This window comes from Phreatobacter sp. AB_2022a (assembly GCF_026847585.1).
Taxonomy (GTDB): domain Bacteria; phylum Pseudomonadota; class Alphaproteobacteria; order Rhizobiales; family Phreatobacteraceae; genus Phreatobacter.
This window is the reverse complement of the sequence record NZ_JAPSET010000003.1, coordinates 244,015-265,994: the sequence shown is the minus strand read 5'-3', so window position 1 is coordinate 265,994 and position 21,980 is coordinate 244,015. Positions and strand designations below refer to the sequence as shown.

Below are 21,980 nucleotides of genomic sequence, written 5' to 3'. Positions count from 1 at the left end.
CCGATGGCTTTCCGGGGCCGGCCCGCGGCATTGAAACAGCCCGGCCATGAGCGGCCCGCGCGCGTGCCGTCATTGGGACATATTGGCACGGCGAAATGGATGCGACCGACCTCGGAGCGCCCATGCGCCGTTTCGCCCGCCCCTTCATCGTCCTGGCCGCCCTCGTCATCCTGGTCGAGACCTGGCTCTGGGAGCGCATCGGACCCTGGCTCTGGCGCCTCGTCGCGCTCCTGCCCTTCGCCCGGCTGAAACAGGCCCTGCACGACTGGCTGACCCGGCTGCCTCCCTATGCGACGCTCGGCGTCTTCGTCGTGCCGGTCCTGGTGCTGATCCCGTTCAAGCTGGCGGGCCTCGCGTTGATCGCGCGCGACCATTTCATCCTCGGCTGCGGCGTGTTCTTCCTCGCCAAGGTGGTCGGGGTCGGCCTCGAAGCCTTCCTGTTCGAGGCCTGCAAGCCGAAGCTCCTGGAGATCCCGACCTTCGTGCGGCTCTACGACATGTGGAACCGCTGGGTGGTCTGGGCCCACGGGCTGGTCGACCCGGTGAAGCGCCGGCTGCAGGCCTATACCCGGGTGATCCGGGGCGGCCGCGGCGGGCGCGCGTTCCGTCTGCTCCTGCGCTTCCGCCGCATCCGCCGCGAGCGGGCTCACCTGGCCGGCGCGGCCGGCCAGGCTTGAGCCGGCTTTACCGGATCAGCGGGCAGCCGCCGTCGGCGGCGGGCCGGAAGGCATCGTCCGGCCGGATATGCTCGATCGGCTTGTAGTAGTCCCACGGACGGGTGCTCTCGCCGGGCGACTTCACCTGGAACAGGGTGAGCGGATAGAGCACGCGCCCGTCGGCACGGATCGAGCCGGTCTGTCCAAAATATTCGACCGGACGGGCGCGCATGCGCGCGGCGACCGCGTCGGCATCGAGCGAATCCTCGGCCTGGACGGCTTTCAGGTAATGCATGATCGACGCATAGACGCCGGCCTGTTCGGTGGTCGGCATGCGCTGCGTCCTGGCGAAGAAGCGCGCCGACCAGGCGCGCGTCGCCTCGTCCCGGTCCCAATAGAAGCTGTCGGCGAGCAGCATGCCCTGGGTCACGCCGAGCCCGATGGAATGGACGTCGGAGAGGTAGACGAGGAAGGCGACGAGCTTCTGCCCGCCTGAGACGATGCCGAACTCGTTGGCCTGCTTGATGGAATTGATCAGGTCCGAGCCGCTGTTGAGGAGTGCGACGACCTGTGCCTTGGCGCTCTGGGCGGCGAGCAGATAGGAGGCCATGTCGCCGGCATTGAGCGGATGGAAGGCGCTGCCGACGATCTGTCCGTCCGAGCCGGCGATGAAGGTCGTCGCGTCGCGCGCCAGCGCCCGTCCGAACGCATAGTCCGCCGCGATGAAAAACCAGGTCTTGCCGCCCGTGCCGGTGACGGCGCGCGCGATCGCCTTCGACAGGGCATAGGTGTCGGCGTGCCAGGCGGTGCTGTAGGGCGAGCAGGCCTTGCCGGTCAGGTCCGAGGTTGTGCCCTGCATCAGCGTGATGCGCCGGGCGCTGCGGCCGATCTCCTGGACGGCGAGGGCGACCGAGGAGACCGGCACGTCGGCGATCGCGTCGACGCCGTCCTCGTCGAACCAGCGCCGCGCCAGCGCCGCTCCGATATCGGGCTTGTTCTGGTGGTCGCCGGAGACGATCTCGATCCGCACGCCGTTGACGGCGCCGCCCATGTCCTCGACCGCAAGCTGCGCGGCGACCACCGATCCCCGGCCGCCGAGATCGGCGTAGGGGCCGCTCATGTCGTTCAGCACGCCGATGCGGATCGTCGGCTTGTCGATGCGCGCGGCGGCCGGCGCGGCCGCGGCCGCCGCCAGCATGAACGCGCATGCAACGAGAGATGCCAGTTTTCGCCTTCTCATGTCTTCAGTCCCCCTTGGCTTGGTTGGCTCTGTATTCGGCCGCCTGGCGCGCATCGATGAGGCCGTCGGCCAGCTCGCGCGCAACCAGGGCGGGGTCGCGCTTTGACGGATCGCCATAGCCGCCGCCGCCGGCCGTCTCGATGATCAGGCGGTCGCCGGCGCGAAGCGGGAAATTGCCTTTCGAGGGCAGGGAGAGAGACTCGCCGGCGCGCTCGACGGTGAACCGCGACGGCTCGCCCGGCTGGCCGCCGAACAGCCCCCAGGGCGCGATCTTGAAGCGGTCCGAATAGGAGTTGAACGAGACCTCGTCGTCGAGGATGCGGTAGACGCGGCGCGCGCCCATGCCGCCGCGGCGTTCGCCGGCGCCGGCGGAGCCGCGGCGCAGCGCATATTCCTCGACGCGCAGGAAGGGGTAGTCCAGCTCGAGCGACTCGACGGGCACGTTGGAGCAGTTGCCGACATAGCCGTCGACGACATCGGCGCCGTCCGCGCCGGCCGAGGCGCCCCAGCCGCCGCCCACCACCTCCATGTAGACGCGGTAGCGATCGGCGGACATGTGGCCCATGCCGATCGCGTTGGTCGTGTCGTGGCCCGAGCACAGCACGCGATCCGGCACCACCTCCGCCATGGCCCGCATGATGACGTTGTAGACCCGGTGGCAGGCATTGTTCCTGGCGCGCACCGCCCGCGGCTGGCTCGGATTGAGGAAGCTGCCATAGGGCACGTCGACCGTGCGGATCGGCCGATAGAGCCCGTCATTGACCGGGATGTCGCCGCCGCCGAGCAGGATGCCGATGGCGCCATAGGCGGCGGAGATCGTCGAGGCGAGAGGGGAATTGATGATCCCCTTGGTCTGGTCGGCGCTGCCGGCGAAGTCGAGCGTCAGGTTGTCGCCGTCGACGACGATCTTCACCGCGACCTTCAGCCGCTCGTCGGTGAAGCCGTTGTCGTCGACGAAATCCTCGGCCCGATAGGTGCCGTCGGGGATCGCCAGGATCGCCTGCCGGGCCAGCCGTTCCGAATAGTCCTGGAGCTCGCCGACGCCGGCGAGCACCATGTCCTCGCCGAAGCGCTCGATCATTTCGATGAAGCGCGCCTCACCGGTCCGGTTGGCGGCGATCTGGGCGTAGATGTCGCCCATGACGTCGTCGGGCGGGCGCACATTGATGCGGATGAACTGCTCGAGCAGACCGTCGCCGAGATCGCGGTCGAAGTCGAAGCGCGTCAGCGGAATCCGCAGCCCCTCGGAATAGACGTCGGTCGCACCGGCATTGGGGCCGGCGGCGCCGCCACCCACGTCGATATGGTGGCCGAGCGAGGCGCTGAAGGCGACCAGCCTGTCGCGATAGAAGATCGGCGTGAACAGGACGATGTCGTTGAGATGCTGCGCGCCGCTATAGGGATCGTTGGTGATCAGGCCTTCGTTCGGGCGGATCGTCGACAGGTCGAAGCGCCGGGCGAAGGCCTGGAACACCATGCCGAAGGAGTTCATGTGGATCGGGCAGAACTGCGCCTGCGCGACGATCCGCCCGTTGCGGTCGAGCAGCGAGGTGGAGCAGTCGCGCGCCTCGCGGATGATCGTCGAATAGGCCGATCGAACCAGCCTTTCTCCCATCTCCTGGGCGATGCCGTGCAGTCCGTTGCTGATGATGTTGAAGCTGGCCTGGTCGATGGATGCGGACATCGGCATCACCTTTCGTCGGCAAGAATGAGGGCGCCGCTGGCGTCCACCGTCGCCGTCCAGCCGGGCGGCACCAGGGTCGTGGCCGTGGGCTCTTCGATGATGGCCGGCCCCGCGACGGTCGCCTGTGGGCCGAGGTCCGCGCGCCAGAAGAACCGGCAATCGATGCTGGCGCCGCGGTAGTGAATGGTGCCGTTGTCGGCGCGGGATCCGGCCTCCCCCTGGCCCGGCGGCCGGGTGAGCAGCCCCATCACGCCGTTGCCGGTCGGCACCGTGCTGGTGAGCTGCAGCGTGACGATCTCCACCTTGCCGGAGGCCGCGGCCGTGCCGTAGCGCGCGGCATGGGCGGCCCTGAACAGGTCCAGCACATAGGCGTGCCCTTCCGTGGCGAGACGCTCGAGGTCGAGCACCGAGACGAGCTCGAAGCCCTGGCCGGTGAAACGCATTTCCAGCTCGTGCTGGAAGACGATCTCGTCCGTGCGGCGGCCAAAGCCGGCGAATTCGACGACCGCCTTGTCCTTCATCCGGGCGAAGGCGGCGGCGACATCCCGCGCGACGGTGTCGGTCACCGGGATGAGGTTGGTCTCGCGATAGACCCGCTTGAGATCCGCGACCAGCAGGCCGAGCGCGGAGAACAGGCCGGGATAGGGCGGCACGACGACGCGCCGGACCTTGAGCTCCTCGGCCGAGAGGGCGCCGATCATCGGTCCCATGCCGCCGAAGGCATAGATCGCATAGTCCTTGGGATCATGGCCGCGCTGCACCGAGACGAGCCGGATGCCGCGGCTGACATGTGCCACGCCGATGTCGATCATGGCCTGCGCCATGGCCTGGGGCGGGGTCGTCGTCGGTGCCCCCAATTCGCGCAAGGCTGCGCGCGCCCGGTCGGGATGCAGCGTCATGCGTCCGCCGAGGAACCGCTGCGGCCGGATCCAGCCGAGCTCGACCAGCGCGTCGGTCAGGGCGGGTACGGCGCCGCCATGGCCATAGCAGGCCGGTCCTGGCCGGGCGCCGGCCGACCGCGGGCCGACCTGCAGCATGCCGCCCGCGTCGATCCAGCCGAGGCTGCCGCCGCCGGCGCCGACATTGGCGATGTCGATTCCAGGCAGCCCGACCGGCAGGCCATCGACCGCCGTCTCCGTGGTCATGCCGGCGGTTCCGCCCGAAATCAGGCAGATGTCGGAGCTCGTGCCGCCGACATCGAGAGTGATGACGTTGCGGTCGCCGATCACCTCCGCCATGCGGACGGCACCGATCACGCCGGCCGCCGGTCCGGAATTCAGCATTTCCACACCGCGGGCGCGCGAGACCTTGCTCGGCAGGACGCCGCCCGAGGATTGCATGACGAAGAGGTTGCAGGCCGGCGCGCCGGTCGTCAGATGCCGCTCGAGCCGCTCCAGATAGCGCCCGACCAGCGGAACGAGATAGGCCGCCATGGCGGTGGTGGAGGCGCGCTCATATTCCCGGAAGGTCGGCAGGACCTCGGCGGACAGCACGACCGGCAGGTCCGGATAGCGCGCGGCGATGATGTCGCGGATCCGGGTCTCGTGGGTCGCCGAGCGATAGGCATGCAGCAGGCAGACCGCGAGCGCTTCCGGCCGTTCCTGCTCCATCAGCCGGTCGACCGTCGCGATCAGGGCGGCCTCGTCGAGCGGCTGGACGATGCTGCCGGTGTGGTCGATCCGCTCGACGGCCTCGATGGAGAGGTTCGGCGGAACCAGCGGCGTCGGCTTCCGGCAGGCGATCGCATAGACGTTCGGGCGCAATTGCCGCTGCAGCGCGAGCACGTCGCGGAAGCCGGCGGTGGTCATGAGCGCCGCCTTGCAGCCCTTGCGCTCGATCACCGCATTGGTCGCCACGGTCGAGCCGTGAAACAGCTCGTTCAACTGCGTCAGATCGGACTTCAGCGCCTCGCCGAGACCGTTGATGACGCCAGCCGAGGCGTCATGGGGCGTCGAGGGCACCTTGTGGCTGTGGACCACGCCGTCCTCTATCCAGATGAGATCGGTGAACGTTCCCCCGACCTCGATCGCCATCTTGACCATCGTTTGCCTTCCAGATTCTGGGCACTCAAAGGGATTGCGGCCGCGCGCGCTCGCGGCCGCTCGCTTCAGCCGATCGCGGTCGCGCCGAAGGCTCGTGCAGGCACTGCGTGATCCGCGCGGCTAGGACCGGTACCAGTCCCAGGCGGCGGCGGAGCGGTAGCGGGTGATCTGCTTGACATCGAGATAGCCGGCGAGGCCCCAGCGCCCGAGCTCGCGGCCGAAGCCGCTGTGCTTCCGGCCGCCCCAGGGCGCCTCGACGAAGGTCGGCTGCGAGCAGTTGATCCAGACGATGCCGGCATCCAGCGCCTCGGCGACGCGGTCGGCCCGGACGGTGTCGGCCGTCAGCACGGCGGCGGCCAGGCCGAAGCGGCTGTCATTGGCGAGCTGGATGGCTTCGCTCTCCGCCGCGAAGGTGCGCATCGCCAGGACCGGCCCGAAGATCTCCTCGATCCACACCTCGTGATCGACCGGCACGTCGGCGAAGATGGTCGGCTCCAGGAAGAAGCCGCGCGCGAGATGTGCGGGGCGCCCGCCGCCGGCCACCAGTGCCGCGCCGTTCCTGGCGCGCTCGATGAAGCCGAGCACCTTGCCATATTGCTCGCGGCTGACCAGCGGGCCGAGTCTGGTCGCCGGCTCGAGCCCGCTGCCGATCGGGATCGCGGACGCGGCCTCGATCAGCCGGTCCGTGAGGCGGGGGGCGATGCTGCGCTCGACGATCAGGCGCGACGTGGCCGAGCAGACCTGGCCCTGGTTCCAGAAGATGCCGAACATGATCCAGGCGATGGCATGGTCGATGTCGACATCGTCGAAGACGATGATGGCCGACTTGCCGCCGAGCTCGAGGCTGACCGGCCTGGTGCCTTCGGCGGCGGCGCGCATGACGCGCTGCCCCGTGGGCACGCTGCCGGTGAAGGCGATCTTGCGGATGTCCGGGTGCGCCACAAGGGCGGCGCCGGCCTCGTGGCCAAAACCGGTGACGACGTTCAGGACGCCGGGCGGCAGGCCGGCCTCGGCGCAGATCTCCGCCAGCCGGATCGCGGAAAAAGGCGTCACTTCCGATGGCTTGAGGACCGCGGTGCAGCCGGCGGCAAGGGCGGGGGCAACCTTCCAGGCGGCCATCAGCAGCGGATAGTTCCAGGGCACGATGAGGCCGCAGGGGCCGATCGGTTCCTGGCGGGCGCGGCTCTCGAAGCGCTGGTCGGGCAGGGCGATGTCCGTGCTGCGCGCGTCATCGAGCTCGTCGGCGAGATCGGCGTAGAACTGGAAGCAGGCGGCGGCATCGTCGACGTCCCACTGGGCTTCGGCGAGCGGCTTGCCGTTGTCCTGCACTTCGAGGCGCGCCAGCGCCTCGCGCTCGCTGGCGATCGCCGCCGCGATGCGGCGCAGCAAGACCGCCCGCTGGGCACCGGTGGTCCGCCGCCAGTCGCCGGCGAAGGCACGGACGGCGGCTGCGACCGCCCGGTCGATATCGGCCTTATCGCCGGCGGCGGCCATGCCGAGCACGGCTTCCGTCGCCGGATCGATGCTCGCCAGGGTCCGGCCCGCATGGGCGTCGACGAAACCGCCGTCGATGAAGAGTTGCGTCCTCATGCCGGCCTGCCCGTGCCGTCCGGCCGCCCGACGGGAATGTCGGTCGCGACGGTGAAATGGCGCGCCGTGAGCTCGCGCAGGAAGGCCTCGACGTCGAAATATTCCTCCGGCCCCCACACGCCGGGCTTGAGGGCGCGGTCGCCCATGAGCTGAACGCCGATCGACAGGCCCATCGATGTCGCCGGGTCGACATAGCCCTCATAGAGCGGATCCTCGCTCGAACCGAGCACGGCGCAGTTCACGGTGGCGGGCTTGCCGTGCCGCTCGCCGCGGCCGATGGCGAGATGGATGTCGCTGACCGTGGAGGCGGGAATGCGCGCGTGGTTGCGCTCGACGTTGCGGCGGATGAGCGCGTCGAGAAACCGGCCGGGCGTCAGCGCATGGCCGTCGACGACGAGCGGATCGTCGAACTCGCCGAATCCCGCCTTGACCAGGCCGATCCAGGCTTCGTGCTCGCGCTCGGGCAGGTGGAGTTTCCAGGTGAACTGCCGGATGCCCTTGTCGCGGATGCCGTCGGCGAAGGGAACGGTGAGCGGCTCGGAATGCTGGCTGAACATGAACTGCGTCGGCCCGAACGGCTCGGGCAGAACCAGCGTCTCGTGCCCGGACTGGGCGGCGACGTCGACCAGGGCGCCGTCGATGAACTGGCGCGAGGGATTGGCATATTCGGCCAGAACCGTCGAAACCGCATAGGGCGGCACCAGGACCGGGCTCTCCGGTCCGAACCGGCGCGCGGCCCAATAGAGGTTGATCGCGTCGATCCGGTCGAGCCGTTCGGCGACGGCCTTGCAGATGACGTTGGAAATGCCGGGATCGGCTCCCAGGCCGAGGATCGCGGTGAGCCCGGCCGCCTGCCAGCGCGCGTGATGCGCCTTCTGCTCGACGGTGACGACGCCCATGCCGCCGAAGTCGACATAGGCGACCCCGGCTTCGTAGCAGGCCTCGAAGATCGCCATCTGATGGCCGGCGAAGGTCGGGATGGCGTTGATGCAGAGATCGGCGCGGCGGAGCGCGGCGCCGAGGCTGGCCCTGTCGGTGATGTCGAGAACGGTGGCGCTGACGCGCGGATCGCCGATCGCCGCCGTCAGGCGCTGCAGCGGCTCGGCCGAAATGTCGGCCAGCACGATGTCGGTGACATTGCGCGAATAGCGCGCGGTCAGGTCCTTCACCGTCCCGCTAGCCATGGCTCCGGCCGCTCCAAGAACCAGGATCTTCACGCCGCATCCCTCCTCTGCCGTTGCTCTTCTGGCGGCTCGTTCGGGAGCCACAATCGGCAGAGGGAAGGATATGTGGGAGGTAGATTGACGCAAGCGAACAATATTCGCAGAGTTCGTCAATTCATTTGACGGAATCTGGCCATGCTCAACCTGACGGCCCTGCGGTCGTTCCATCAAGCCGCAAGCTCCGGCGGCATCGCCGCGGCCGCCCGGCAGCTCAACGTCACGCCGGGTGCCATCCGCTATCAGATCCGCCAGCTGGAGCAGGAGCTGGGTGAACGGCTGGTCGTCCGCAGCAAGCGCGTGCTGCAGCTCACCAAGGAGGGCTCCCTCCTGCACGACCGGCTGAGCCATGCCTTCCACGACATCCGCAATGCCTGCCGTTCGGTCGCCGCGGCGGAACAGATGGAAGGCGAGCTCTACGTCGCCTGCGCCCCCGCGCTCGCCGCCTCGCGCCTCAACGGCATCGTCAGGGCCTATTGCCGGAAATATCCGCGGATGACCGTCCGCCTGTTTCCGATCGACGCCGCGAATGAAACGATGGACGTCGTCATCTCCTATGGCGAACGCGCGATCCCGGGGGCGCGGGTCGCCATTCTCGGGGCCGAGACCTATTTCGCCGTCTGCGCGCCGGAGCTCAAATACGAGCTCTCGATCGAGGGCGTCGACGATCTCGAACGCTGCGTCGGCCTGCACGCCGATGCCGGTGGAGACTGGATGCGGGTTCTGAGCGCCGCCGCGCCGCGCGACATCCAGTTCGCCCAGCAGATCTATTTCCCGAATGCCGCGGCATCGCTGATGGCCGCGCGGGACGGCTGCGGCGTCGCCGTGGGCACGTCCATCCTGTGCGCCGAGGATCTCAGGCGCGGCACGCTGGTCAGGCTGTTCGACGTCTCGGTGCCCGCGCCGAACCCCTATTTCGTCATCTGTCCCGGGCCCTCGGCGCGTGCGAGCGCCGAGAGCTTCGTCGAGATGTTCGTCGCGCAGATCGGTGCAGCATAGGCAGACCTGCCCGACCGGACAGCGCCGGCACCGCGTCTCGGGGCTGGATCGCGGCCCCTATCGTGCGAGATAGCGCGCCGACGCAAGGGCGTGCGTGCGCACCATGTGCAGATATTCCTCGATGCTGACCGCTTCGTCCGCCTTGGCCATGCCGGTCGGCGTGCAGCCGTAATAATAGGCGGGGATGTTCGCCTTGCGCCAATAACGGGTATCGGTCGCCCCGAGGCTGACGGCCGGCACCGGCGCCGGCCAGCCGAGCGCGCCGACCACGTCCTTGAGGATCCCGACCATGCGGTCGTCGGGCGGGCTGGCGGTCGGATCGCTCGAATGCGCGTCGAGCCGGGTCACCTTGGCGGCGGGATAGCGTCCGAGGATCGTCTCGATCTCGGCCATCACGGCCGCTCCGGTCATGCCGACCGGCAGGCGGATGTCGACCTCGAATTCGCAGTGGCCGGGCAGCATGTTGACCTTCAGCCCGCCCTTGATCGTGCCGATCGATACGGTGACCCGGTTCAGGATGGTCGAGGTTCCCTGGCCGACCGCCTTGTCCATGGCCGGAAAGCTCGCTTCGATGGCGCGCGCGATCGCGTCCGGCTGCACCACCGGCATGTCGGTCAGGCGGTAGAGGTCGAGGATCAGTTCGCTCGCCACCCGGATCGCGTTGGGGCTCGCATGGGTATAGGCGCCGTGCGCGCCGGGCGTATCGACCTCGAAGCGCAGCCGCAGCGTGCCCTTCTCGCCGAAGCGGATGGTGGCGGGTGTCGACGGCTCGCCATTGAGGCAGCAGTCGCCGAGGAAGCGGTCGGGGAAACTGTCGAGCAGCCATTTGGTGCCCCATTGGCCGCCCGTCTCCTCGTCCGATACGCAGGTCAGGCTAAGCCGTCCGGCGAGCTGGTCGCGCAGGCGGTGCAGATAGATGAAGGTCCAGATCGAGGCGGCCGTGCCGCATTTCATGTCGACCGCGCCGCGGCCATGGATGCGACCGTCGGCGATCGTGCCGCTCCAGGGATCGCCCGAGGCCCAGATATGATCGGGGCCGGCGGGGAAGACGTCGATATGGCCGTTGAGCACCAGGTGCGGCGCGCCCGTGCCGAATTCACCGACGACGTTCGGCAGGTCCGCGCGGGCATGGAGCACCTCGCAGGGCGCGCCCTGGCCTCGCAGATGGTCGGCGACGAAGGCGGCGACCGCCCGTGTGTCGCCGGGCGGGTTGGGGCTCGGGATGCGGATGAACTCGGAGAGGAAGCGGACGAGCGCATCGCGGTCCTCCTCGATCCAGGCGAGGATCTGCTGTTCGATCGCTGATTGGGTCATCGCTGAAGGTCCATCATGTCGTCGATTGGCCGGGGCCGACCGGCCGTTCCGGCGGTCTCGGCATGGAAGCAGGCGACCGCATGCCCGGCCGGATCGGGCCGGAGCGCGGGCATCGAGGCCCGGCAGGGCGCGAAGGCGAGGTCGCAGCGCGGCGCGAAGCGGCAGCCGGTCTCCGGCGTTTCCTCCGATCCCGGCTTGAGCAGGAGCGGCGGTGGCTCCCAGTCGGGGTCGGGCACGGGCACGGCGTCGATCAGCTGGCGCGTATAGGGGTGGCGCGGTGCGCGCATCACCGCCTTGGCCTCGCCGCTTTCCACGACGCAGCCGCGATACATGATGATCACCCGGTCGCACATGGTGCCGATCAGCGAGAGGTCGTGGGTGATGAAGACCAGCGACATGCCGTGGCCGCTGACCAGCTTGCGCAGCAGGCGCAGGATGCCGGCGCGCACGGAGACGTCGAGCATCGACACCGGCTCGTCGGCGATCAGGATCGACGGCCGGAGGATCACCGCCCGGGCGATCGCGACGCGCTGGCGCTGGCCGCCCGAGAGCTCGTGCGGAAAGCGTTCGGCGAAATGCTCGGCGGGCTTCAGCTCGGCCTCTTCGAGCGCCGCGAGCATGCGCCGGCGCCGTTCGGCCGCGTCGCCGAGCCCGTGGATGACGAGCGGCTCCTCGACCGTCCGGCCGATGGTGAAGCGCGGGTTGAGCGAGCCCGACGGATCCTGGAAGATCATCTGCACGCGGCGGCGGAAGGCGAGGCGGTCGCCGCGCCTCAGGCCCTGGCCGGCCTTGCCGTCCACCAGCATGGTGCCGGTGGTCGGCTGTTCGAGGCCCAGGATGATGTTGCCGAGCGTCGACTTGCCGCTGCCGCTCTCGCCGACGACCCCCAGGATCTCGCCGGCGCCGAGCGCGAGCGACAGGTCCTTGAGCGCCGAGACCGGCCGCCCGCCGCCGCCGATCAGCGAGCGCAGGCCGCCGCTCGAGGCGAAGACCTTGGAGATGCCGCTGAGCTCCAGGACCTGCCGGGTGGTCATGCTGCCTCCATGGGATAGATGGCGGCGCCGGACATGATGCTGGCACGCATGGCCTCGGCCTGTTCGGCGAAATGGCAGGCGACGCGCCGGCCGTCGGGCATGGCGCGCGGCATCGGCTTCTCGGCCCGGCACCGCTCCCGCGCGAAGGGGCAGCGCGCGGCGAAGACGCAGGCGCGCGGCGGATCGGCGAGCGAGGGCGGCTGGCCGGGAATGCTGTGCAGCTCGTGGTCGGGATGGCGGATGTCGGGAAAGGCGCGCTTCAGCGCGATCGTATAGGGATGCCAGGGCTCCGGGATGATCGCGCGCGTCGCGCCGAATTCCACCAGTTCGCCGGCATACATGACGGCGAGGCGGCTGCAGAGCTCGGCGATGACGCCGATATCGTGGCTGACGAAGACCAGCGTGGTGCCATGCTGCCGCTGTACCTTCTTGATCACGTCGAGCACCTGGCGCTGGACGATCACGTCGAGGCCGGTGGTCGGCTCGTCGGCGACCAGGAGGCTTGGCTCGAACAGGAGAGCGAGGGCGATGATGGCCCGCTGGCGCATGCCGCCCGAGAACTGGTGCGGGTAGGCGTCGAGCCAGCGCGGCGACAGCTCGACGTCGCGGAACAGCTGCTCGGCGCGTTCGCGCAGGCGCTGCCGGTCGGGCTTGGCGTGAACGTTCCAGGCCTCGACGAACTGGGTGAACAGGGTCGTCACCGGCGACAGCGAGGTGGCCGCGCTCTGCGGTACGTAGGCGATCTCCTTCCAGCGCTTCAGCCGCATGGTCTCGGCGTCGACGCTTGCGATATCCGTGCCGTCGAGGCGGATCTCGCCCGAGGCGATCCGGCCATTGCCGGGCAGGAGGCGCAGGATGGCGGCGGCGAGCGTCGACTTGCCGCAGCCGGATTCGCCGACGAGGCCGAGCGATTGGCCGCGCTCGATGTCGAGGTCGATGCCGCGCAGCACCCTGAGCGTGGCGCCGCGCGTTGCATAGTGCACATCCAGTCCGCGGATGGAGAGAAAGGACACCGGGCTCACCTGATCTTCGGGTTGGCGTAGCGCTCGTATTCGCGGCCGATCAGGAACACCGCCATGACGAACAGGGTGATGCAGAGGCCGGGGGGCACGGTCCACCACCAGGCCGACCGGATCGAGGCCGAGGCATAGGCGTGGTTGAGCATCTGGCCCCAGCTGACCATGTCGGGGTCGCCGAAGCCGAGAAAGGCGAGGCTTGCTTCGGACAGGACGGCCCAGGACACGCCGAACACCACATAGAGCAGGGCGAGCGGCAGGACGTTCGGGAAGATGTGGAGATAGATGATGCGCGCATCGCTCGCGCCCGCGACGCGCGCCGCCTTGATGAAGGTGCGCTCCTTGATGCTCAGCACCTGGCTCCGGATGATCCGGGCGGTCGAGCGCCACATCAGGCAGGAGATGGTGAAGATGATGTTCCAGATCGAGGGCTGGAGCAGCGCCACCAGGATCACCGCGAAGGGCAGGAACGGCACCGCGAAGGCAAGGTCCGTGATGCGCATCAGGACGCGGTCGGCGCGCCCGCCGTAATAGGCCGAGACGAGGCCGATATTGGTGCCGACGATCGTCATGCACAGGGTGGAGATGGTGCTGACGATGATTGCCGTGCGGGTGCCGAAGACGAGCTGGGAGAAGATGTCGCGGCCGTAGAAGTCGGTGCCGAGCGGGGCGTGCTCGGCGGGCGAGAGCAGGCGCGCGACGCTGCCGTCGGCGAGATAGAGGATCTGGAACGGATCGGTCCGCGCGATCAGCGGCGCCAAGGCCGCGGCGAGGCTGAACAGCACGAGGATGATCGTGCCGACGATGCCGCCGGCAGAGCCGAGGGGCACGGCGAGGATCTCGGGCAGGACCAGGCGCCGGCCCGGGCGGTGGAGCGGGGCAGCGTCACTCATAGCGCACCCTCGGGTCGACCACGATGTAGATGAGATCGGTCAGGAAGTTCATGAAGATGACGACGAAGGCCATCAGGAAGAAGGCCGCCTGCGCGACCGGATAGTCGCGGTTGTTCACGGCATTGACCATCAGCTGGCCCATGCCGGGCCAGGAGAAGACATATTCGAGCAGCACCTGGCCGCCGAAGGCGAAGCCGATCATGATCGCCGAATAGGTGATGATCGGCATCAGCGCGTTGCGCTGGGCGACCGCTTGCACCTGGCGCTCGGTCAGCCCCTTGGCGCGGGCATAGGTCAGATAGTCCTCGTTGGCCACCTCGATCATGCTGGTGCGCATGACGAGCAGCGGGTCGGACACCGAGTTCAGCACGGCGACCATGAGCGGCAGCGCGAGATGCTGGGCGAGATCGAAGCCCGGGAGCTCCTCCCACCAGGTCTCGGGGATGAAGGCCATGGTGCGCATGCCGCCCATGGGGAACCATTCGAGCTGGTAGGAGAAGATCACCACGACGATGATCGCGAGCCAGAACACCGGCAGGGTGCGCGGCACGAGCAGCGCCAGGCTGATCCAGGATTCGGCGCGGGTGCCGCGCCGCCAGCCGAGCCAGGAGCCGCCCTTGACCGCCAGGCTGATCGACAGCGCCATGGCCGGCGCCATCAGGATGACGGTGTTCAGGAGCGGCTCGGCCAGGACCTCCAGGACCGGCCGCCGGAACGCGAAGGAGAGGCCGAGGTCGCCGGTCAGGAAATTGGCGATATAGGACAGGTATTGCTGCCAGAGCGGCCGGTCGAGCCCCCAGGCCCGGCGCAATTGCTCGAGCTGCTCGGGCCCGAGCTGGCCCTGGCCGAGAAACACCACGAGGGGGTCGCCCGGTACCAGGCGGAACAGCGCCCACATCATGGTCAGCACCAGGAACAGCGTGACCAGCATGTGCATCAGGCGCCGGGCGATGAGCCGCAGGCCGTCCACCGCGCTTGCCTCCTATTTGGGGTAGCAGAGCCGGCCTTCGCCGTCCCAGCTGTAGCCGGCCTTGGCGAGCACCTCGCGCGCTTCCTCGATGCTGAAGCGGGCCGGCGGGATCGCCGGGTCGGAAATGGCCAGCGCCGGCGAGATATAGCTGTCGTTGCCCGGCGTCGCGGCGCCGTCGAGCAGGGTGTTGACGAGCTGCGGTCGATCGGTCGCGAGTGCGATGGCGGTGCGCATCGCGGGATCGTCGAAGGGCGGTATTTCCAGGTTGAAGCGCAGCTCGCGCGGGGCATGGCTGCCCGATTTGCCCACTTTGATGTTCGGATTGGTCAGGCGCTTGGCCTGCGACGGCGTGATGTTCCAGGCCATCACGTCGGCCCGGCCGCTTTCGAGCATGCCGATCATGGTGTCGACGCTCGGCACGGCGAGCCAGTAGATCTCGCTGAAGTTCGACGGCTTGAACCAGGACGGATTGGCGGCGAGCCGGACATATTCGCCCTTGCGCCACTCCTTCAGGCTGAACGGCCCGCAGCCGACCGGCGTGTCGTTCGGCCAGTCGGCCGGCGAGCTCAGGCCCTGTCCGGGGCCGACCTTCTCCCAGATGTGCTTCGGCACGATGAAGGCGGCGGCGAGAATATTGCCGACGAAGGGTGCGAAGGGCTGCTTCAGCTTGAAGCGCAGCGTCCGTTCGCCGACCACTTCCGTCTCGACGATATTGTCGGTGAACCGTCCGAACAGCGGGAATTTCCACTTCGCGATATAGTCGAAGGTGAACTTGAAATCCTCGATGGTGACCGGCTTGCCGTCATGGAAGGTCATGCCGGCGCGCAGCGTCACGTCGGCCGTCTTCGGATCGGGGAAGGTCCAGCCCTCGGCCGCCCAGGGGATGAGGTTCAGGTTGCGGTCGCGGATCGCCAGCGGTGCGTAGAACCAGCGCAGGATGCCGGCATTCTGCACCTCGGTCGTGGCGAACGGATTGAGCGTCGCGATGTCGTACTGGAAGGTGACCTTGAGGATCTTCGAGCGGCCGGCCGGCTTGCCCTCCAGATAGGTCCAGGGCAGGTAGGAGAAGGCGACACCCGAGCCCATGACCGGCACGACATCAGTGATCTTGTCGGCCCGGTAGGGGTTGTTGAGGTCCATGTAGTAGAGCACGAGGCCCGGCCGGTCGTTCTGGATGATCCGCTGCGCCTGGTGGATCATGGCCGCGCGCTTGGCCTCGTCCATCTCGCCGCGCTGGGCATCGACCAGGGCGTCATAGGCGGGGTTGCGGTAGTTGCCGAAGTTCTGGCCGCCCTTGCGGGCCCGGCTCGAATGGAAGAACTCGGTGAGGAAGAAGTCGGGATCGATGCGGTCGGGCGCGCCGCCCCAGGCGCCGATCGACATGTCCGGCGCATTGTGCTCGCCGGTGGTCTGCGCGGTCATGCTGTTCTGCGAGGCCTGCTGCGGCATCACCTTCAGGCCGAGCTTCTCCCAGTTCGGCCTGAGGATGCGGAAGAGCTCGGTCATTTCCGGCCAGTCGCCCATCATCGCCTTGATCGGGCCGATCGGCTCGCCCGCCCGGCGTCCGGTCTGTGCGCCGGCCGGGCCGGACAGCAGGATGGCTGTGCTGGCGGCGCCCGCCAGAACGCTGCGGCGCGACAGTGTCGATACCATGGTCATCCTCACCTGTTGGTTCTGGTTTTTTCGGAAAAGGCATTTTTCAAAGCTATTGAAGAAAATTGGCAAACATCATCCATGCCACGTCTTGCGACGCGACATGGGTCTTCCGGGGTTTTTTTCGATATCTCCCGCTCAAGACTGGCGGCGACGAAGCGTCACGGGCGGCGTTGTTGTTATATCCGCCACACTGCCAGGGTTTCCTCTCGTCCTGATCTTGCCGGCGAGCGGCTGCATGTCAAGTCTGATATGTCAGGCCTCCTATACTGATATGTCAATCAGCCATAACCCCGGCGCATTGTGTGGCGCGGGGGGCATGCCGGCAGACGCGTCCGGCACGGCTCCGCATGGCTCGAGAAGACCTGCCATGCCGAATGCATGGCCGCTGCGGGGGGAGGCCGGCTCAGGCGCGCGGATGTGCGCTCTCATAGACCTTCATGAGCGCGGCCGTGTCGATCTCGGTATAGATCTGCGTCGTCGACAGCGAGGCGTGGCCGAGCAGTTCCTGGATCGAGCGCAAGTCGCCGCCCCGCCCGAGGAGATGGGTCGCGAAGGAATGGCGCAGCGCATGCGGCGTCGCGCTGTCGGGCAGGCCGAGCGCGCCGCGCAGCCGCTCCATGGTGAGCTGGATGATCCGCGGCGACAGCGGGCCGCCCTTGACCCCGACGAACAAGGGGTCGCCCGGACCGAGGCTCCACGGGCAGAGCCGGCGATACTCGGCGATCGCATCGGCGATCCTGGCGATGACCGGCACCTGGCGCACCTTGCTTCCCTTGCCGGTCACGGTCACCTCGCCATTGGTGCCGGGCGGTGGCGCGTCGGCCTGTTTCAGGCCCAGGGCTTCGGAAATGCGCAGGCCCGCGCCGTAGAGCAGCCCGAGCACCGCGGCATCGCGCGCCGCGACCCAGGGCGGCACGTCCTCATGGGCGCGGGCATCGGTCGAGGCGACCTTGCGCGCCTCAGCGACCGGCAGCGGCCGCGGCAGGCGGCGGCCGGCCTTGGGCGAGCGGATCGCGGCGAAGGCGGCCATCCGGCCCTGGCCGTCGCGTTCGAGGAAGCGGGTGAAGGAGCGGATCGCCGCCAGCGCCCGGCCGATCGAGCTCGGATCGAGATCGTCGGCGCGCCGGCGGGCCATGAAGGCGCGCACGTCGCGCGGCGCTATGGCGCCGAGCGTGTCGAGCGAGACGGCGCCGCCCATATGGTCGGAGAGGAAGGTGAGGAAGCCCCTGACGTCGCGCCCATAGGCTTCGAGGGTCTTCGGCGACAAGCGCCGCTCCGTGCGGAGATGGCGCAGCCAGCGCCCGACCGCGGCGACCGTGTCGGCCGCCGCGCCGGGCATCAGGAGATCGGCTGGACCATCGATGGCGGGCTGGGTCTTGGCGGACATGGCCTCATGTCCTGCCATGCCGCCCGTTCACATCGGGTGAACGCGCCGGGACGCGGACGGCCCCGGGCGCCGGCCGTCAGTGGCCCTCGTCCAGCTTGCCGATATGCTTCTGGGCGTAGAGCTGGATGCCGACGGTCTTGATCACGTCGAGCTGGGTTTCCAGGAAGTCGATATGGCCTTCCTCGTCGGTCATCAGTTCGATGAACAGGTCGCGCGAAGGATAGTCCTTCACGGTCTCGCAATAGGCTGCCGCTTCCTGATAGAGCGCGCGGGCGCCGATCTCGGCCTTCAGGTCGCAGCTGATGACCTCCTTGATGTCCTGGCCGATCTGCAGCGGATCCAGCACCTGCAGGTTCGGATGGCCCTCCAGGAACAGGATGCGGTCGATGAACTTGTCGGCATGGACCATCTCCTCGATGGACTCCTTGCGCCAGGTCTTGGCCAGCTCCTTGAAGCCCCAGTTGTCGAGCATGCGGTAGTGCAGCCAATATTGGCTGACCGCGGTCAGCTCGCTGCGCAGCCCCTTGTTGAGATACTCGATAACCTTCTTGTCGCCCTTCATGAGCCTCGTCCTTTTGCTGATCGGGTCCGCTGGCCGAACACGAGGCTAGTTTATAATCATTCCAGACAAGAGCGCAAGGCGTGCGCGGTCACGACGCGGCAAATGGTGCGCGGCGCAGCATGAAGCGCCCGCAACGGCGCAACCAGCCGGCAGGCACGGAGATCAGGAATGGAAAGAAGCTATTCGGCGGCGACGAGAGCGGGGGCGTCGTGGTGGCTGCACTGGCCCATCGGGCAGGCCGAGCAGCCCTGCTCGACACCGCTCTCGCGCATGATCGCGAGGATGGTGCGCGCGCAGCGGCCGCAATTGGGGCTGCAGCCGAGACAGGTATAGACTTCACCTACGGCCCGCGGACATTCCGGGCCGTCGCCGAGACAGGCACGAACGTCGTGGTCACTGAACACATTGCAATGGCAAATGATCACTGCCGGTCTCCGCCCGCCCCGCGAAAATCACGCCGCGAGGCCTCGTGGGCCCTTGCTTTCTATCGCGAAACGCATGTGTTTTCAATGACTTGTAATGAATTTAGCGGAATTCTAAAGAATCCGGCAAGTGGCAGAAGTGCTGACGTTTTTCGCGAAGAAACGAATCGTTCCAAACTGGCTTGGCGGGCTTGCGGGGCGTCGGCCTTCCCTTCCGGGCCGCCTTCGCGCTAGGGCTTCGCCATGTCCCCGCCGCGCTATGCCGACGTCCTGATTCCGGTCGCCGTCGACCGTCCCTACAGCTACCGCGTCCCCGATGGATTGGCGGTGGCTCCGGGCGATATCGTCGCCGTGCCGCTCGGCAACCGCGTGGCGATCGGCGCGGTCTGGCACCTGCGCGACGAGCCGGGCGGCATTTCGCACAACCGGCTGAAGGACATTGCCGGCCGCTACGACGTGGTGCCGGTGCCGCACGAGGTGCGGCGGCTGGTCGACTGGATCGCCGACTATACGCTCGCCCCCCGCGGCATGGTGCTGCGCATGGCGATGCGCGATCCCGAGCAGCTCGCGCCGCCGCGCCCGCGCATCGGCGTGCGCGTCACCGGCCAGCCGCCGAGCCGTCCGACGCCCTCGCGCGCCAAGGTGCTGGCGCTGATGGCCGACGGCCTCGCCCGGCCGAAATCGGAGGCCGCGCGCGAGGCCGGGGTGTCGGTCGGCGTCATCGACGGGCTCGTCGACGACGGCGCCCTGGAGGCCATCACGCTGGCGCCGGAGGCGGCCGGCCTGCCGCTCGACCCGGCCCACGCGCCGGCCGCGCTCAATCCGGCGCAGAAGGATGCCGCGCTCGCCATCGAGGACGCGGTGGCCGCCGGCGGCTTCGAGGTCTTCCTCGTCGACGGCGTCACCGGCTCCGGCAAGACCGAGGTCTATTTCGAGGCGGTCGCGGAGGCGCTGAGGCAGGGACGGCAGACGCTGATCCTGGTGCCCGAGATCGCGCTCACCACCCAGTTCCTCGACCGGTTCGCCGCGCGCTTCGGCCACCGCCCGGCAGCCTGGCATTCGGGCGTCGGCGCCACCCGCCGCGCCCGGGTCTGGACCGGGGTCGCGACCGGCGAGGTCAAGGTGGTGGTCGGCGCGCGCTCCGCCCTGTTCCTGCCCTTCGCCGCGCTCGGCCTCGTGGTCGTCGACGAGGAGCACGAGCAGGCCTACAAGCAGGATGACGGCGTGCACTACCATGCCCGCGACATGGCGGTGGTGCGTGCCAGGCTGCACGACATTCCGGTCGTGCTCGCCTCGGCGACGCCCTCGGTCGAATCGCGGGTCAACGCCGATCGCGGCCGCTACCGGCGGCTGATCCTGCCCGAGCGCTTCGGCGGCTTCGACATGCCGGCCATCAGCACGGTGGACCTCAAGACGCGCGGAGCGCCGACCGGCCGCTGGATCTCGCCCGCGCTGGAACTCGCCATGCGCGAGACGCTGGCCGCTGGCGACCAGTCGCTCCTGTTCCTCAACCGGCGCGGCTATGCCCCGCTCACGCTCTGCCGCACCTGCGGCGAGCGCGTGCAATGCCCGAACTGCACCGCCTGGCTGGTCGACCACCGCTTCCGGCGCCGGCTGATCTGCCACCATTGCGGTTTCTCGATGCCGCCGCCGACCGAGTGCCCGAAATGCGAGGCGGCCGATTCCTTCGTCGCCTGCGGTCCGGGCGTCGAGCGGCTCGCCGAGGAATGCGCCACGCTGTTTCCCGGCACGCGGCTGCTCATCCTGTCCTCCGACATGGCCGGCGGCGTCGAGCGCATCCGCCAGGAGATCGAGGCCGTGGCCAAGGGCGAGGCCGACATCGTCATCGGCACGCAGCTCGTCGCCAAGGGGCACAACTTTCCCCATCTCGCCCTGGTCGGCGTGATCGATGCCGATCTCGGCCTGTCCAACGGCGACCCGCGCGCCGGCGAACGCACCTTCCAGCTGCTGCAGCAGGTGGTCGGCCGTGCCGGCCGGGCCAAGGACGGCTCGCGCGCTCTGATCCAGACGCACCAGCCGGCGCATCCGATCATCGACGCGATCGTGCGCGGCGACCGCGAGGCCTTCTACGCTGCCGAAATCGCCATGCGCGAGGAGGCGGGCCTCCCGCCCTATGGGCGGCTGGCGGCCCTGGTGGTCTCGGCTGAAGCCCAGGCCGACGCCTTCGGTTATGCCCGCGCCATCATGCGTGCCGCGCCTGCCGGCACCGATGTCAGGCTGCTCGGCCCGGCCGAGGCGCCGCTCGCCCTGGTGCGCGGACGTCACCGCGTGCGGTTGCTGGCGCGGTCGGCTCGGGCTTTCGACATGTCCGGCTGGCTGCGCGCCTGGCTATCCTCGGTCGAGGCGCCGCGCGGCAATGTCCGGCTGGAGATCGACGTCGATCCGCAGAGCTTTCTCTGAGCGGGGCTTGGGTCAGGCCTGGCCGTCGCCCGGCCAGGCGAAGCGCGCCCAGTCGGGCCTGACCGGCGTCAGCACGATGCCGCCGGCGACCAGGGGCTCGCCCGCCGCCATGGCGTCGGCGATCCGGTCGAGGCGGAGCTTGGCGAGCCCGCGGCCGGGCAGACCCGAGCCCATCGTGCCGACCGGCTTGTCGCCTGCGGTCACCTCCGCGCCCGCCGGCGGCGGCGCGCCGTCGAAGGCGACCGGGACGATGCGGGTGCGTGCCGTGCCGCGATGCTGCATCCGGCTGACCACCTCCTGGCCGACGAAGCAGCCCTTGTCGAAGGCGACGCCGGCGAGTTGGTCCATATCGACCTCGTGCGGGAAGGCGTCGCCATAGGCGAAATCCTTGCCGCCCTCGGGAATGCCGAGCGAAATGCGCAGGGCCTCATAGGCGGCGGCATCGGCCGCGCGGCCCTCGGCGCGCGGGCCGATCGCCCGCCGGCCGAGGCCGGCATGGCGCGGATCGCGTGCGACCACGAGGCTCGCTTCCGGAGCCGGCGTGTCGTCCCACAGCGCGGTGACGCCGAGGCTCGCCGACAGGTCCTCGATCGCCACCTTGGCGCGCAGGCGATAGAAGGTGAGCTTGCGCGCAAGGTCGCCTGCCAGCTGCAGCGGCACATCGAGGACAAGGCCGCCGCCCGCCGCCTCCGGCAGGGCGATGATGAAAAAATCCGCGACGATCTTGCCCTGCGGCGTCAGCAGCGCCGCAAAGCCGGCGGCTGCGCCGGTGGCGACCGCGACGTCCTGCGTCACCAGCCCCTGCAGGAACCTTTCGGCATCCTCGCCGGTCAGCTTGATGACGCCGCGGTCGGGCAGCACGGCCGATCCCATG

18 protein-coding genes are annotated in these 21,980 nt (G+C 68.8%); 3 read left to right on the top strand and 15 right to left on the bottom strand.

What is annotated here, in order from left to right; translation table 11 throughout:
* Positions 1-122 precede the first annotated feature (122 nt).
* Positions 123-677: a hypothetical protein gene (locus OZ671_RS03965; RefSeq protein WP_268859516.1), complete on the top strand. Its 555-nt coding sequence runs from the start codon at positions 123-125 to the stop codon at positions 675-677.
* Between the two features lie 7 nt (positions 678-684).
* Here the strand turns inward: OZ671_RS03965 and OZ671_RS03960 are convergent, their stop codons facing one another.
* The 5 genes from OZ671_RS03960 to OZ671_RS03940 form a co-directional block, all read right to left on the bottom strand.
* Positions 685-1,854 carry an ABC transporter substrate-binding protein gene (locus OZ671_RS03960; RefSeq protein ID WP_268859515.1) on the bottom strand — a complete coding sequence of 390 codons (1,170 nt, stop codon included), beginning with the start codon at positions 1,852-1,854 and terminating at the stop codon, positions 685-687.
* A 46-nt stretch (positions 1,855-1,900) separates the two neighbouring features.
* The gene (locus OZ671_RS03955) at positions 1,901-3,580 is read right to left on the bottom strand and encodes a hydantoinase B/oxoprolinase family protein (RefSeq protein WP_268859514.1); all 1,680 of its coding nucleotides are present in this window, start codon (positions 3,578-3,580) and stop codon (positions 1,901-1,903) included.
* A 5-nt stretch (positions 3,581-3,585) separates the two neighbouring features.
* Positions 3,586-5,622 carry a hydantoinase/oxoprolinase family protein gene (locus tag OZ671_RS03950; protein ID WP_268859513.1) on the bottom strand — a complete coding sequence of 679 codons (2,037 nt, stop codon included), beginning with the start codon at positions 5,620-5,622 and terminating at the stop codon, positions 3,586-3,588.
* A 120-nt stretch (positions 5,623-5,742) separates the two neighbouring features.
* Complete coding sequence (locus OZ671_RS03945; RefSeq protein WP_268859512.1) at positions 5,743-7,212, bottom strand: aldehyde dehydrogenase family protein; 1,470 nt, start codon at positions 7,210-7,212, stop codon at positions 5,743-5,745.
* Positions 7,209-8,429, bottom strand: coding sequence for a saccharopine dehydrogenase family protein (locus OZ671_RS03940; RefSeq protein WP_268859511.1), 1,221 nt, complete (start codon positions 8,427-8,429; stop codon positions 7,209-7,211). Before OZ671_RS03940 ends, OZ671_RS03945 begins: the two co-directional genes overlap by 4 nt.
* A gap of 141 nt (positions 8,430-8,570) precedes the next feature.
* On the opposite strand from OZ671_RS03940, the gene OZ671_RS03935 reads away from it, so the two are divergent.
* Positions 8,571-9,431 (top strand): LysR substrate-binding domain-containing protein, encoded by an 861-nt coding sequence (locus tag OZ671_RS03935; protein WP_268859510.1) that lies wholly within the window; start codon positions 8,571-8,573, stop codon positions 9,429-9,431.
* A gap of 57 nt (positions 9,432-9,488) precedes the next feature.
* Here the strand turns inward: OZ671_RS03935 and OZ671_RS03930 are convergent, their stop codons facing one another.
* From OZ671_RS03930 to OZ671_RS03890, 9 genes are all read right to left on the bottom strand, one after another.
* A complete protein-coding gene (locus tag OZ671_RS03930; RefSeq protein WP_268859509.1) occupies positions 9,489-10,745 on the bottom strand; it encodes a M20/M25/M40 family metallo-hydrolase in 1,257 nt (418 codons plus the stop codon).
* On the bottom strand, positions 10,742-11,779 hold the full coding sequence (locus tag OZ671_RS03925) for an ABC transporter ATP-binding protein (protein WP_268859508.1): 1,038 nt from the start codon (positions 11,777-11,779) through the stop codon (positions 10,742-10,744). Before OZ671_RS03925 ends, OZ671_RS03930 begins: the two co-directional genes overlap by 4 nt.
* Positions 11,776-12,792: an ABC transporter ATP-binding protein gene (locus tag OZ671_RS03920; protein ID WP_268859507.1), complete on the bottom strand. Its 1,017-nt coding sequence runs from the start codon at positions 12,790-12,792 to the stop codon at positions 11,776-11,778. The genes OZ671_RS03925 and OZ671_RS03920 overlap by 4 nt, the downstream gene beginning before the upstream one ends.
* A 5-nt stretch (positions 12,793-12,797) precedes the next feature.
* Complete coding sequence (locus OZ671_RS03915; RefSeq protein WP_268859506.1) at positions 12,798-13,688, bottom strand: ABC transporter permease; 891 nt, start codon at positions 13,686-13,688, stop codon at positions 12,798-12,800.
* Positions 13,681-14,658: an ABC transporter permease gene (locus OZ671_RS03910; RefSeq protein ID WP_103167827.1), complete on the bottom strand. Its 978-nt coding sequence runs from the start codon at positions 14,656-14,658 to the stop codon at positions 13,681-13,683. The genes OZ671_RS03915 and OZ671_RS03910 overlap by 8 nt, the downstream gene beginning before the upstream one ends.
* 12 nt (positions 14,659-14,670) lie before the next feature.
* Positions 14,671-16,311, bottom strand: coding sequence for an ABC transporter substrate-binding protein (locus OZ671_RS03905; RefSeq protein ID WP_268859505.1), 1,641 nt, complete (start codon positions 16,309-16,311; stop codon positions 14,671-14,673).
* Positions 16,312-16,717: 406 nt separating this feature from the next.
* Complete coding sequence (locus OZ671_RS03900) at positions 16,718-17,701, bottom strand: tyrosine recombinase XerC (RefSeq protein WP_268859504.1); 984 nt, start codon at positions 17,699-17,701, stop codon at positions 16,718-16,720.
* A 76-nt stretch (positions 17,702-17,777) separates the two neighbouring features.
* A complete protein-coding gene (gene bfr / locus OZ671_RS03895; protein ID WP_038308731.1) occupies positions 17,778-18,263 on the bottom strand; it encodes a bacterioferritin in 486 nt (161 codons plus the stop codon).
* A gap of 179 nt (positions 18,264-18,442) precedes the next feature.
* Entirely contained in the window at positions 18,443-18,688 is a 246-nt protein-coding gene (locus OZ671_RS03890) for a (2Fe-2S)-binding protein (RefSeq protein ID WP_146052960.1), read from the bottom strand.
* A gap of 240 nt (positions 18,689-18,928) precedes the next feature.
* On the opposite strand from OZ671_RS03890, the gene OZ671_RS03885 reads away from it, so the two are divergent.
* A complete protein-coding gene (locus OZ671_RS03885) occupies positions 18,929-21,106 on the top strand; it encodes a primosomal protein N' (protein ID WP_268859503.1) in 2,178 nt (725 codons plus the stop codon).
* A 12-nt stretch (positions 21,107-21,118) separates the two neighbouring features.
* Here the strand turns inward: OZ671_RS03885 and ygfZ are convergent, their stop codons facing one another.
* The gene (gene ygfZ / locus OZ671_RS03880; RefSeq protein WP_268859502.1) at positions 21,119-21,979 is read right to left on the bottom strand and encodes a CAF17-like 4Fe-4S cluster assembly/insertion protein YgfZ; all 861 of its coding nucleotides are present in this window, start codon (positions 21,977-21,979) and stop codon (positions 21,119-21,121) included.
* Position 21,980 lies beyond the last annotated feature (1 nt).